At 69.2% G+C, this 12,709-nt stretch carries 10 protein-coding genes; all 10 read right to left on the bottom strand.

The window, feature by feature from the left end; genetic code table 11:
* Window positions 1-112: 112 nt before the first annotated feature.
* Window positions 113-2,653: a VWA domain-containing protein gene (locus VGI12_01795; protein ID HEY2431376.1), complete on the bottom strand. Its 2,541-nt coding sequence runs from the start codon at window positions 2,651-2,653 to the stop codon at window positions 113-115.
* Window positions 2,654-2,661: 8 nt separating this feature from the next.
* Window positions 2,662-4,440 carry a VWA domain-containing protein gene (locus VGI12_01790; GenBank protein ID HEY2431375.1) on the bottom strand — a complete coding sequence of 593 codons (1,779 nt, stop codon included), beginning with the start codon at window positions 4,438-4,440 and terminating at the stop codon, window positions 2,662-2,664.
* Window positions 4,437-5,309: a DUF58 domain-containing protein gene (locus tag VGI12_01785; protein ID HEY2431374.1), complete on the bottom strand. Its 873-nt coding sequence runs from the start codon at window positions 5,307-5,309 to the stop codon at window positions 4,437-4,439. The genes VGI12_01790 and VGI12_01785 overlap by 4 nt, the downstream gene beginning before the upstream one ends.
* Window positions 5,310-5,425: 116 nt before the next feature.
* Entirely contained in the window at window positions 5,426-6,418 is a 993-nt protein-coding gene (locus tag VGI12_01780; GenBank protein HEY2431373.1) for a MoxR family ATPase, read from the bottom strand.
* The gene (locus tag VGI12_01775) at window positions 6,415-7,764 is read right to left on the bottom strand and encodes a hypothetical protein (GenBank protein HEY2431372.1); all 1,350 of its coding nucleotides are present in this window, start codon (window positions 7,762-7,764) and stop codon (window positions 6,415-6,417) included. Before VGI12_01775 ends, VGI12_01780 begins: the two co-directional genes overlap by 4 nt.
* A gap of 70 nt (window positions 7,765-7,834) precedes the next feature.
* Window positions 7,835-8,323 carry a hypothetical protein gene (locus VGI12_01770; GenBank protein ID HEY2431371.1) on the bottom strand — a complete coding sequence of 163 codons (489 nt, stop codon included), beginning with the start codon at window positions 8,321-8,323 and terminating at the stop codon, window positions 7,835-7,837.
* Complete coding sequence (locus VGI12_01765) at window positions 8,299-9,180, bottom strand: DUF1080 domain-containing protein (protein ID HEY2431370.1); 882 nt, start codon at window positions 9,178-9,180, stop codon at window positions 8,299-8,301. Before VGI12_01765 ends, VGI12_01770 begins: the two co-directional genes overlap by 25 nt.
* A gap of 2 nt (window positions 9,181-9,182) precedes the next feature.
* Window positions 9,183-10,313, bottom strand: a complete 1,131-nt coding sequence (locus VGI12_01760) for a Gfo/Idh/MocA family oxidoreductase (protein ID HEY2431369.1) — start codon at window positions 10,311-10,313, stop codon at window positions 9,183-9,185.
* Window positions 10,313-11,359, bottom strand: coding sequence for a TIM barrel protein (locus VGI12_01755; GenBank protein HEY2431368.1), 1,047 nt, complete (start codon window positions 11,357-11,359; stop codon window positions 10,313-10,315). Before VGI12_01755 ends, VGI12_01760 begins: the two co-directional genes overlap by 1 nt.
* 100 nt (window positions 11,360-11,459) lie before the next feature.
* On the bottom strand, window positions 11,460-12,674 hold the full coding sequence (locus VGI12_01750) for a hypothetical protein (GenBank protein ID HEY2431367.1): 1,215 nt from the start codon (window positions 12,672-12,674) through the stop codon (window positions 11,460-11,462).
* Between the last annotated feature and the right edge of the window lie 35 nt (window positions 12,675-12,709).

The raw sequence follows: 12,709 nt of genomic DNA, 5'->3' as shown, positions 1-12,709 counted from the left end.
GTCGGAGATGCGCTCCGGGTGCAGCGCCAGACCGTCCGGAATGACGGGGGAGTTACGAAATCCCGGAGCGGACATCCATGACCCGGTCGCGCGGCCAATGCGGCGGAAGCTGCTATTCGAAGACGCGGATCCGGCGGAACGTCAGGTCAACGAACCAGAGGACGAGCGCGAGCGCGACCAGGGCGGGCCAGAGTGGACGGCGCTCGCTACTGCGTTCGCCGGGCTTCGCCGCGAGCGACGCCGGGTCGGGGCGCCAGGTGCCGCCGGTCGCGGTGGCGATGGCGCGCAGCAGGTGCTCGTCGGGAGCCGAGAAGCGGTACTCTGCCGCGGGGTCCGGCGCGAGCGTGCGCGACGGCTTGACCGCGTCGGTCGTGCCGGCGTCGGTCACGGTGGCCACGAGCGGACGGCTGGCGTCGGTCACGATGGTCGCTTCGTAGCGGCCCGGTGCGACCTGGCGCGCCGTGACGTTGCGCGAACCGGCGTCGTTCGACACGCGCAGCACGGGCCGCAGCAGATTCCGGTACTCGCCGGCCGCGTCGCGGGCCTCAACCGTCAGCGTCACTGCCCGCGCGCCGCCGCGGATCGGGCCGGCCTCGAGGCCGAGGGCGAGCGGCGCCGGCCGCTGCCGTTCGATCGCGTGCACGAGGGCCGAGAAGAATGGGCCGTAGCCCTTCCACTTCACCCAGTCGGCCCCCCACCTGTCCTTGACGTCCGATGCGAATACCGCGGCGCGGCCGAGGCCGACCGGCCAGAAGGCGAGGATCGGGTCGTCTTCGGGAGTCGCGATCACCTCGGTCGCGGCTTCCTTCATCACCGTCGACGTCAGGCCGCGCAGCGGCGGCAGGTGTGCCGTGTCCACGTCCTGCAGGAAGGAGGGGCGTTTCACGATCGCCTTGATCGTCTTCTCCTCGAAAGACGGCGTCGCGGCGTTCTTCGCTTCCTTCACGAAGATCTGCGGCAGTTCGTGGGCGTCGGCGACCGTATACATGTTCCCCTTGCCCCACCTGGCGATGTCGCCGAGCAGCTCGCCGTCGGCCGACGGCCCGACCGCGATCGACGACACCGTGATGCGGGCGTCCGTCATCTTCTTGACCAGCCCTTCGTAGTCGTCGGGATAGGTGCGGCCGTCGGAGAGCAGCACGACGTGCTTGGCGCGCGCCTTGACGTTCTTGAGCGCCAGGTACGCCTGCTCTATGGCGGGATAGATGAGGGTGCGACCGGCCGGTTCGATCGCCGCGATCTTCTGCCGCATGAGATCACGATTCTTGCCGACGTTGCGGAGCGTGAACTCCCAGTCGAACTTGTCGTTGAATGTGAGGACGCCGAGCGACTGCTCGCTGGTCATCACGTCGAGCGCAGCGATCGCCGCCGCCTTGCACAGATCGATCGACGTCCCCGCCATGCTCCACGAGCGATCGAGCACGAGAATCAGCGCGACCGACGGCTCGTCCTTGCGCTCGAAGGTCACCGGCGTGACGCGCTCGAGCGTCGTGTTGCGATAGCCGTTCTCGCCGAACACCGCGTCGCCGCCGGCGACGAGCAGGCCGCCGCCCCGCTCGGTCCAGTCGGCGAGCCCGGTCATCGCGTCGTTGGAGATCGCCGAGCGGCTGACGTCGCTGAGCACGACGACGTCGTAGGGATCGAGGTCCGCGGCCGACGCCGGAACCCGCGAGGGCGGGTGCACGGTGACGTCGAAGCCCGAGGCCGCGAGGGCAGTCGACAGGTATCGCGCGCTGTCAGGTTTCCCTTCGACATAGAGCACCCGCACCCGCGAATCGAGCCACACCGGCCGTGCCAACAGGTTGTTGTCGACCAGCGGATCGCCCGGCGCGACGACGCGCGCCGTGAAGGTCGCCGGGCCGGGCTCGTCGATGGTGGCGTCGATCGTGACCCGCGTCAGGCCGCGCGTGAGATGCGTGGTCTTCTGACCGACGCGCTTGTCTGCCGCGCGCAGCTCGATCGTGGCGTCGGTGTCGCGCTGGCTGCCGACCGCGACGGCGACCGGGATGGTCGCGCCGGCGGTGAGCCGCGCCGGCAGGTCGATCCCGTCGATCCAGGTGTCGCCGAGCTCGCGAACCGCCGCCGGTTCGACCGACACCGGCACGTGCGCCGCGGCGAGGCGGGCGACCGCTTCGTCGAGGTCGCCGGCGGTCGCGCGGGCGTCGCTGAAGAGCACGATGCGCGGCACGTAGCCCGCCGCCAGCTCGCTGCGCGCCGCGTCGAGCGCCGCCTCGAGGTCAGTGCCGGATCGGTCGACCGGACTGCCGGCCGCCGCCAGGTCGGCGCGCGCCAGCGTGCGCAGCGCCGCGGTGTTGTCGAGGGCGCGCGCCGTTGCGCCGAAAGCCACGATCCGTGAGTGATCGGGGTGGACGGCGCGGTCGATCTCGTCGATCCGCTTCGCCGCCTCGTCGATCGCGGGCGTCCCGATGCTGTGCGAAACGTCGACCGCATAGACGATCGATTCACGCGACGAGCGGCTCGACACGATCGGACGGGCCAGCGCCACGGCGAGCACCGCCAGCAGCGCCGAGCGCAGCGCCGCCTGCAGCCGCCGCTGGCGCGCGTTGAAGTTCGTCCGCGCCCGCGCGTGCGCCGCCCAGACGAGAGGGACTGCCAACAGCAGCCACAGCGCGGTCGGGGCCGTCCAGGTCATTCCGCCCATCAGACCGTGATCCGCCGCAGCCACGTCCACCACTCGACGAGCGCGGCGGCAAAGGCCAGCACCACGAAGTACATCCACCAGGGCCGCGCCGTCACCCCGGAGGCGACGGCGATCGCGCCGCCGCCGTCCCCGCCGAGCGCGCTGCGGGACAGGTTCGAGACGTCGGGATCGACAACGTTGACCGCGAACTTCGCGGCAGCGCCGCCGCTCGCCTCGGCGCTGTAGATCCCGGGGACGGTCAACCGCGCCGCCGGTTCGCCGTGCAGGTTGAGCAGCGGGATGCTGTCGCCGTTCGGCGCCCTGACGCGGACGATCGAGGCGTTGAACGAGGTGCGGCCGGTGCGGCGGGCGCCGCCGGCGTTGGCGCGCGCCAGCCAGTCGATGGCGTTGCCCATCAGCACCGGGAAGGCTGCCGCTTCCACGAGGTTCGAGTCGTGCGGTCCGAACGACAGCACGACCACCCGCGGCCGATCCTCCGCCGTGCCGACCGAGACGAGCGGCGTGCCGGTGGCCGACTGCGCGATGGCGCGCAGCTGCGGCGACGTCGCCGTCCGCGCCCGCTCGATCGAAAAGGTCAGCGGATCGACGCCGTCGAGCAGCGGATGCGCCTCGGCCGACGTCCACACCGGCTTGACCTCCATCCGGGTGCCAGCCAGGCCCAGGGCCGGCGCGTCGGGCGCGATGTAGAGCGCCGGCTTGGCCGGCGGCGACGCGGGCGCGTAGCGATCGAAGATCACCGCGTCTTCGCGTCCAGGGACATAGCTCTCTGGTGCCGCGAACGTACCGATCACTTCGGAATTGGCGCGGAACCACGGCGCCAGCCAGCCGGTCTGCGCGCCAACCACCACCACGTGAAGCGGGCGCGCATCGGCCATCCACGCGAACGCCTCGTTGTCGAGGGCCAGCGCGTCGTGTGGCGCGTCGATGCGCGCGCGCACGTCGGCGGCGCCGCCGCGCGGCAGCCGGATGACCTGATGGAGCGTCTGGTTCGCCCCCATGTCGACGCGCCGATCGAGAATCGTCGCGGACCCGCGGGTCAGCGTGACGTGGACCTCCTGCGGCGTCGCGAAGTTCGACACCTCGAGGAACGCCTGGTCGTCGCTCGTGCCGTCGAGGGGCGGACGGACGTCGAACGCCGTGATGCCGGCGTTGTCGGCCGCCTCGTACACGGAGTGGACGACGACGCCGGCCGGCACGGGACGCGGCGTGGCGCCGTCGGTGATGAGATGGACGGTGGCGCCGGGAAGCCGCGGCCAGCCGGCGCCCGACCCCGACGGCGACAGACGATCGATCGCCGCGTCGAGCACCGCGAGATCCGAGGTCGGCGCCTCGATCAGCCCGTCGCCGGTCGTCGCGATCGCCACTTCGGCGCCGGGCGCCGCGGTCGCGGCCAAACGGCGCGCCTCGGAGAGCGCCCGCTCCCAGCGCGTCTCGCCGCTGCGCGTCCGCGCCAGCATCGACCACGAGGAATCGAGCGCGACCAGCGTACGGGTTGCGGGACCGCCGCCGCTGGCCGGCGCCGCCGCCCGCGCAGGGCGCAGAAATGCGAGCGCCAGCGCCGCCGCGATCGCCACCGTGACGGCCAGCGACACCGCCCGGCGGATGCGCTCCCAGAGCGTTTGCTCGCGGCGGTCGTCGAGCACCTGCCTCCAGAAGAGCAGCGACGGCACCCGCACGCGCGGCGGACGCACCTTGACCAGGAAGAGCGCCGCCGCGACGCCGCAGACGGCGAGCAGGAGGAGCAACCCCAGCCACGTCGCCATCGCACCCAGGATCATGCGAGGAACCGTCCCTGCCGGAACGCCTTGAGCACGATCTCCTCGAACGGACGATCGACGTCGGCGCGCAGGTAGCCGATGCCGTAGCGGCCGCAGAAACGCTGCAGCTCGAGCGCGTGGCGGTCCCAGGCACGGCCGTAGGCGTCGGCGAGCTTCGGCGTCACTTCGAGCTCCCGCATCTCTCCCGTCTCGGTGTCGACGAACCGCACGTCACCGAGCGCGCCCGGGTCCCGATCCGCCTTCGACGCCACGTGAATGGCAAACACGTCGTGTCCGAGCGTGCGCAGGATTTTCAAGCCGACGTCCGCCCCCGCCGGCTCGAGGAAGTCGGAGAGGATGACCGCGAGCCCAATCTGCCGCGAGCGCGAGGCGAACGCCTTGCACGAGGCGCGCAAATCGGTTTCGCCGCCGGCCTCCAGGGTCTCGAGCTGGCCGAACACACGGAAGATGCGGCCCTTGCCGCGCCCCGGTGAGGTCTCCTGGACGATGCCGCGGGCGAAGGTCAGGATCGACATCCGATCGAGGTGCGCGAGCCCGATGTAGCAGAGCGCCGCGGTGAGCCGCCGCGCCATGTCGAACTTGGCGGGCTCGGCCATCGATCCGCTGACGTCGAGGATCAGGTAGATCGGCAGATCCTGCTCTTCGTCGAACAGCCGCAGCAGCAGCCGGTTCAGGCGCTTGTAGGCCTTCCAGTCGATGTGCCGGAAGTCATCGCCCGGGGCATAGGCGCGATGGTCGGCGAACTCGATGCCGCGGCCGCGCTTCGGGGTGCGCCGATCGGCGCGGTTCTGCCCGGCGAACTCCCGCCGCGAGACGACGTGCAGGTATTCGAGCTTGCGAAGAAAATCGTCCTGGAACCGCAGCGGCATGTTCACCCGAGGGGCGTCGTCCCTCGGACTCCCCGACACGCTCCCTGGCGCGCCGTTCGCGTGGCTCGCTCGCTGCACTCGCTCGCTGTCGCCGTTGCTGGCATTTCAGGCGGTGACTAGGCCGAAACCGTGCGGAGCAGTTCGGCGACGATCGTGTCGGTGCTCACCTCGTCGGCCTCGCCTTCGAAATTGAGCAGGAGCCGGTGCCGCAGCGCCGGCATGGCGACGGCGCGGACGTCGTCGGGGGAGATGAACGCCTGGCCGCGATTGAGGGCCTGGATCTTCGCGGCGAGGACGAGCGTTTGCGCGGCGCGCGGGCTGGCGCCGTAGCGGACGTATCGCTTCACCAGCGGACTGGCGTACGGTGAGTCGGCGTGGGAGCCGAGCGTCAGGCGGATGGCATACGCCTGCACGGGCTTCGCCACGGCGACCGCGCGGGCCGTGTTGCGCATCTCCAGGATCGCGGCCCCCTCCACGATCCGCGAGACCGACGGCGTCTCGTTCTGGGTCGTCCGCTCGAGAATCGTGTGCATCGCCTCTTCCGGCGGGTAGAGGACCTTGAGCTTGAAGAAGAAGCGATCGAGCTGCGCCTCGGGCAGCGGATAGGTGCCTTCCATCTCGAGCGGGTTCTGCGTGGCCATGACGAAGAACGGCTGCTCGAGGCGGTAGGTCGTCTTGCCGACCGAGACGCTGACGTCCTGCATCGCTTCGAGCAGGGCCGACTGCGTCTTGGGCGTGGCCCGGTTGATCTCGTCGGCGAGCACGACGTTGGCGAAGATCGGGCCCGGCTGGAACTCGAAAAAGGCGCCGCCGCCCTGCTGCTGCTCCTGCACGATGTGGGTGCCGACGATGTCGGCCGGCATCAGGTCCGGCGTGAACTGGATGCGCGAGAACGTCAGATGCAGCACGTCGGCCAGCGTGTGGACGAGGCTCGTCTTGCCGACCCCGGGTATGCCCTCGAGCAGCACGTGGCCGCCGGCCAGCAAACTGGTGACGGTCAGGCTCACGATGTCGTCGTTGCCGACGATGCGCTTGCCGATCTCACGGGTGATGTTCTGAAAGCGATCGCGGAACTGCTCGATCGAGGCGGCGACAGCGGTCGTGGTCATTGTTTGCGGATGAAGTAAGACTTGACGGCGGCACGCCGTGACTCGGGCACCGGCGGGGGAGCGGTGGAACTGCCGCGCTCGGCGGGCGGCGCGTCAGCGTGCGTGAAAGCGACGGTCGCGTCGGCGTGCTCGGTCTTGCGCCGCTCTTCGGTCGGGATGTTGTCGCCCTGCAGGTCGGCGCTCGCCTCGATCGTTTCCTTCTTCAGCGCGGCCCCGAGATCCACCAGGTGGCCGCCGCCGCGTCGATCCTGGGCGCCGCCGCCGAGACCGAGGCCGCCGTCGCGGGCGTTCGAGGCGTCCTGGTTGGTCATCATGGTCACGCCGGCGGCGCTGCCGCCGGCGGCCTCCTTGACCTGCTGCACCGAGGCGCCGTCCTGGTTGCCGCTGCCCGACTTTGCCTGCTGCGGCTGCCCGTTGCCCTGATCCGGCTGGACGGCGGCGTCCTGAGCGTCGCGCGAGCTCATCGCGTTGGCGTTCTGCTCGCTGTCGTTGAGCTTGTCGGCGAGATCGGCAAGCATGTCGCGCACCTGCGGTTCGAGCGACGTCGATTCGGCCGCCTTCTTGGCGCGCTGCGCATACGCCTTGAGGTCGGCCGCCGTGGCCGGCGTCTCCTGAGCGTTGGCCGCCTTCGCGCCGGCCAGCTTGCGTGGATCCTGGCGGGCAAGGTCGTCGAGGTGATCGAGGATATCCCGCACGTCGGCGTCGGTGAGATCGCGGCCGCGGCCGCTCTCGACGAGACCGAGCATGTTCTCGAGCTTCTTTCGCAGATCGGGCGGCAGCGCGATGATCGCGCGCGGCGTGCGTGCGGCGGCCGCCGGCGACTTCCTGTCGGCGCTGGCGGCGAGACCGGCGCGCCCGGGAATCAGCACCACGAGGGCAACCGCCGCCGCCAGCACGCCCGTCGCGAGCTTGGCGCGGCCGGCCGCAGGCGGCGGGTAGAGGCCGGCCCAGTCGACCGTACCGACGCGCTCGGCCGCACGGGCCAGGTGGAAGCGAATCCAGTCGTCGCGCTCAGGGGCGAGCGCGAACCAATGCGCACTGCGCAGCTCACCGTGCAACCCCACCTCGTCGTCGATGCGGGATACGTCGCTGTCGGAGACGACGCGATGCCGGCGCGCGACGGCGACGTACGCGGCGAGCGCCACGGGCATGGCGACGAGGACGAGCAGTGTGACGAGCGGCGTCCAGCTCCGAAGACGACCGGCCATCGCGATGGCCAGACACGCGGCGGCCACGAGCGGCGCCGTCTTCCAGAGCGAGACGGACGTGTCGCGCACGCGGCGCGCGCGATCGGCACGGGCGACGGCGTCGTGGAGCTGGGTTTCCGAGGAGGCCGGTTGAGCCATTCGATGCTTCGGCGCCGATCTTACCTTGCGCGCGCCGTTGATGGGCATACGACCGGATCGACCCAACTATTTACGACTGAGATGGGTTTTTCGGCCCTTGCGGGACCGTGATCCACGGCAGCAGGGTCACGCATGGGATGTACGCCGCGACGTGCATCGACGCCACGCCGCACACCGTCGGCAGGTCCCCAATCTCCGGCGCATGGACAAGCGGGAGGAACGAGGCCACTAGCGCACCGAAGGCGATCCACCTGAAGCGCCGTCCCGCGCCATCGTGAAACGCCGCGACAAGAGTGAACACCACGACCGCCAACGAGCACAGGATAACGGTGTCGGCGGTGACGGCCAGGGGACGGAATGCCACCGAACCGGCCCGGACAAACGGCAGCCGAATCACAACCTGCCGAACGGCGTGGACGGCTGCGAGCGACGTGAGGACCGTCAGCGGGCCTGCCCAGACGATCCGCCCGAGCGCGACGCTCGGTGCGGCAGCGACGGGGTCCGGATCGAGCAGCCCCAGGGCAGTCCTCCTGCTTACTTCGACAGCTTCTTCAACCACACGTCCTTGACGAAGAGCTTGCCAGTCGACTCGACCTCGAGGCCGATCTTGCCCGCGCCGTGGAACTTCGATACGTCTTCGTCGACGAGCACCGACAGAACGCGGCCGTTCAGCAGGTGCGTCATCGTCGTGCCGGTCGCGACGATGTGGAGCTCGTTCCAGTCATTCGGCCTGTAGATGGCGTCGATCGACGCGGCGTCGCCGAGCGCGGCGAGCAGCCGAGGGGCCTTGCCCGTCTCGGTGCGCACTACCTGTCCCTTCCACGCGACGATGCCGCGGCCGGTGTTCTGCTCGTAGAACTGGCCGGTGTAGCGATTGCCGGCGTCGAAGTCGTACTGCGCGCCCCACAGGTTCCACTGTTCCTCGGCCTTCTGATCGGGCGGCGTGCCGCGCGGCGCGCCGCTTGGACAGGGCGGCGCCGCCGCCGGCTGCCCGCGGCCAGCTCCCGGCGGAGGCGTCGGGCGCGGCGGATTCGGCGCAATCCAGCCGCGATACTGGATGCCGCTGTTGATCTGGCCGGTGCCCTTCATCCGCAGCTTCAACTCGAAGTCCGAGGTCTCGCCGCCGGTCCACACCAGATAGATCGTGCCCGTCGGCTTCTCGCACGACGACTCGATCGTGATCGCGCCGTCCTCGACCTTCCAGTTGCTGTCACCCGACCACCCGTTGAGAGACTTGCCGTCGAAGAGCTGAGTCCAGCCGTCGTGCTCATCGAAGTCGTATGGATCGGGCTGACGGAATCCACCGCCGCCGCCGCCGGCGCGACCGCGACCCTGGCCTTGCCCCTGAGCCGGTGCTGCCGGCGGTTGTTGCGCGAGACACAGTCCGGCGAGCGCGAGTACGACGAGAGATCGCATATCTAGACCCTCTCCCACTGCCGGCTCTTCGCCGACTTCAGCACCGCGTCGGTCACCTGGTCAGTCGCCAGCGCGTCGCGGAACGACGGCGACACGGACTTGCCCTCAGCCGCCGCGGTGACGAAATCGGCGAACTGGTGCGTGAAGGTGTGCTCGTAGCCGATCTGCAAGCCGGGCACCCACCAGTGCTTCATGTAGGGCTGGTCGCTGTCGGTGATGTGCAGGCTGCGCCAGCCGCGCACGCGCCCTTCGTCGCGATGATCGAAATACTGCAGGCGGTGCAGGTCGTGCAAGTCCCAGGAGCACGACGCGTGCTCGCCGTTGATCTCGAGGGTGTAGAGCGCCTTGTGCCCGCGCGCGTAGCGGGTCGCCTCGAAAGTGGCGAGGGATCCGTTCTCGAACCGGCAGAGAAACGCGCTCGCATCGTCGATGCCGACCGGTTCCACCTGGCCGGTGAGGTTGTGCTTGCGCTCCTTGACGAACGTCTCGGTCATCGCCGTGACTTCGAGGATAGGGCCGTTCAGCCAGAGCGCCGTGTCGATGTTGTGCGCGAGCAGATCGCCGGTGACGCCGCTGCCGGCGACGTTGACGTCGAGCCGCCACAGGCCTTCGCCGCCCTGCGGCAGGTCCTTCGAGATCGTCCAGTCCTGCAGGAACTTCGCGCGGTAATGGAAGATGCGCCCCAGCCTTCCCTCGTCGAGCAGTTGCTTGATCATCGTGACCGCGGGGACGCGGCGGTAGTTGTACCAGACGGTGTTGGGCACGCCGGCCGCTTCGACCGCGGCCACCATCGCTGCGGCTTCCTGCGCCGTCCGGCCGAGCGGCTTCTCGCACATCACCATCTTGCCGGCCTTCGCCGCCGCGACGGCGATGTCGTGATGCACGTCGTTGGGCGCGGCGATGTCGACGAGGTCGATGTCCTTGCGCGCCACCAGCTCGCGCCAGTCGGTGAGGTACGATTCGAAGCCCCAGTTCTCGGCGAACGACTTCACCCGCGCTTCGTTGCGTGCGGCGACCGCCTTGAGCACCGGCCGGCAGGGGAGTTCGAAGAAGTGCGGCGCCTGATGGTAGGCGTTCGAGTGGGTGCGGCCCATGAAGCCGTAACCGACGAGCCCGATGTTCAATGTCTTCATCAGTCCCACCCGTGCGCGTCGCGCACGGCCTTCATCACGCCGAGCACGTCGTTCCACGTCTGCTGCTTGGTCATCACGTCGTTGGGAAACATGCAGCCGTCCCAGCAGACGTGCCGGATCTTCTTCTCGAGGGTGCCCGTCTCGTCGCGCAGCCAGTAGCCCGCGTGTTTGACGATGTCGAGCTTGCCGGCCGGGTCGTGGGGCAGACAGTGGCGGCCCGTCTTGTCGTGCGATCCCGATCCCTTGACGGTGGCGTCGTTCTGCGCCACGTGGAAGTCGAACAGCCAGGGACGCAGCGCGGCGGTCATCTTCTTCAGGGCGTCGTCGAGCGTGGCCTGATCCTGCCAGGCGAACCCTTCGGGTAGGAGGCGGTCGTCGGCGGCGTTGTAGCCCATGGTGAACAACAGCGTGTGCGCCATGTCGGCCTGGAAGCCGACTGTCTTCGGCCGGTTCACCTGCTCGAGGAGCTCGACGTTGCGGCTCACGCTGTGCATGCCGCCCCAGCAGATCTCCCCCTCGGCGGCGAGCTTCTCGCCGATCGACTCGGCGATGTCGGCGGCCTTGCGGAACGTGTCGGCGATCCGTTTCGTGTTGCCGGCGGGATCCTTCGCCCAGTCGGCGGGACTGGAGGCCGAGTCGATGCGGACGATGCCGTAGCGGCGGACGCCGAGATCCTCGAGCTTGCGCCCGATCGTGCACGCCTTACGTACCTGCGTCAGGAACCGCTGCTGCTCCTCGCCGCTGCCCATCGCCGATCCGCCGCCGGTTGGCGGCCACACCGGCGCGACGAGTGAGCCGACCATCAGGCGCTTCGCACGGAGCGTGTCGGCGAGCCGCTTGAGGTCGTCGTTGCTGGCGTCGATGCTGACGTGCGGGTCGCAACAGAAGAGATCGACCCCGTCGAACCTCGTGCCGTCGGGCAACACGGCGTTCGCGGTCAGGTCGAGCATCGTGTCGAGACCGATCGGCGGCTCGGCGCCAGGGCCGCCCTTGCCGACCAGGCCCGGCCACATCGCGTTGTGCATGGCTGGTTTCGGGTGTGCCATCGTGTCAACTCCCATGAGAAACCAATCACCAATTCCCGTTCTTCCGCTCACGCCGCCGTCGAAGGACGCGGCGTGGGAATTGGAATGTCGATGTCGGGAATTATCGTTGTCGGTCTGGCGCGTCCGGATTGCCAGGACCAAAATGCTTCAAGATGACCAACGGCTCCGATTCGCTCCGGTTTTCGACTTTGACGCCCTGACCCGCCGCGCTCGACGAAACGAACAACTCGTCTTCCGTCATCTGTCCGAAGCGGATCATCGCCGGCGTCGACACCTGCAGGCCGCCGAACGTGCCGTAACCCTGGGTCAGAATCAGCCCGTAGGCGGCGGCGTCGGTGATCGTCACGCTGCGCCCGGGCTGCACCGTCAGCTCCTTGGCCGAGTACCATGTGGTGCCGTAGGTGATCCACACCTCGCGATAGCCGTTGGCGTCGGTCTCGGCGAACGGCCTCACTGGCGTCGGCCGATAGTGGTTGCTCTCGCCGAACCGCGGATTCGTGTTCGCGTCCCAGTCGAGCATGTCGACGATGTAGTCGAGATCCTGGTGACGGTCCGGCGGCACGTCCTTGACGAGGAGACTCCACGGCGTGATGCGCCCTTCGACTTCCGACTGGAACATCGCGAAGACGTCGCTGTTTACCTGCGGTTCGTAGGTGAGGAGCGAGCCCGGCGCATGCAGGATACCGGGATCGATCTGCCAGCCGGTGCCGCGCTCGAGACGATAGGCGCGCGAGAGATACGTGATGCCGTTGTCGCCCGTGTTCCAGCGCTCCAGACAGCGTCGGACGTCGTCCTTGGTCGTGCCGGGCTCGAGGCCCATGAAGGTGTGCGGGAAGTTGTTGTCGGCCGGGTTGTACTGCGGCGGAAAGTAATAGGCCTCGGGCTTGCCGCGGCGGCCGACCCGCGCGGCGTCCGCGTCTCTCTGGTGCAGGTGATGGGGGATCGGCCCCATGTTGTCGAAGAACTTGCAGAGCAGGTTCCAGCCTTTCTCGCGCGCCATGACCTCGGCGCCGAGCAGTGCGTCGCCGGCGATCTCGACGGCCGCCTTGAGCAGGAATCGCGCGCCGCTCTTCGTCCGCACGTAGCTCAGGCCCTCGTCGTCGGGTGTGCCGGGGCCGTTGTCGGCGTTGGTGGTCGAGGAGAACCAGCGTTCGTTGATGCCGCCGCGATCGCCGCCGCACGCGTAGAGGTCGTCGGAATGGAGGCGGAGCCGCCGGCCCGGGTGCATGAAGGCGCGGGGGACCCAGCTGGGCTCGAGGCGCAGAATGCCGTTGCCCTCGTCGAGTGCGTCCTGGATCCGTGCACGATCGGTCATGGCCGCTCACGATATAGGACGCGCCGCGGGTCCGC

The organism is Vicinamibacterales bacterium (assembly GCA_036496585.1).
Lineage (GTDB): Bacteria > Acidobacteriota > Vicinamibacteria > Vicinamibacterales > 2-12-FULL-66-21 > JAICSD01.
Note: the sequence above shows the minus strand (reverse complement) of the source record. Positions and strands in the feature narration are given on the sequence as shown.

What these genes read in the sequence shown, in the direction of transcription:
- VGI12_01775 (HEY2431372.1), bottom strand. Translation starts at nt 7,764, where the DNA reads ATGGCTCAACCGGCCTCCTCGGAAACCCAGCTCCACGACGCCGTCGCC.
- VGI12_01765 (HEY2431370.1), bottom strand. Translation starts at nt 9,180, where the DNA reads ATGCGATCTCTCGTCGTACTCGCGCTCGCCGGACTGTGTCTCGCGCAA.
- VGI12_01790 (HEY2431375.1), bottom strand. Translation starts at nt 4,440, where the DNA reads ATGATCCTGGGTGCGATGGCGACGTGGCTGGGGTTGCTCCTCCTGCTC.
- VGI12_01750 (HEY2431367.1), bottom strand. Translation starts at nt 12,674, where the DNA reads ATGACCGATCGTGCACGGATCCAGGACGCACTCGACGAGGGCAACGGC.
- VGI12_01760 (HEY2431369.1), bottom strand. Translation starts at nt 10,313, where the DNA reads ATGAAGACATTGAACATCGGGCTCGTCGGTTACGGCTTCATGGGCCGC.
- VGI12_01795 (HEY2431376.1), bottom strand. Translation starts at nt 2,653, where the DNA reads ATGACCTGGACGGCCCCGACCGCGCTGTGGCTGCTGTTGGCAGTCCCT.
- VGI12_01780 (HEY2431373.1), bottom strand. Translation starts at nt 6,418, where the DNA reads ATGACCACGACCGCTGTCGCCGCCTCGATCGAGCAGTTCCGCGATCGC.
- VGI12_01785 (HEY2431374.1), bottom strand. Translation starts at nt 5,309, where the DNA reads ATGCCGCTGCGGTTCCAGGACGATTTTCTTCGCAAGCTCGAATACCTG.
- VGI12_01755 (HEY2431368.1), bottom strand. Translation starts at nt 11,359, where the DNA reads ATGGCACACCCGAAACCAGCCATGCACAACGCGATGTGGCCGGGCCTG.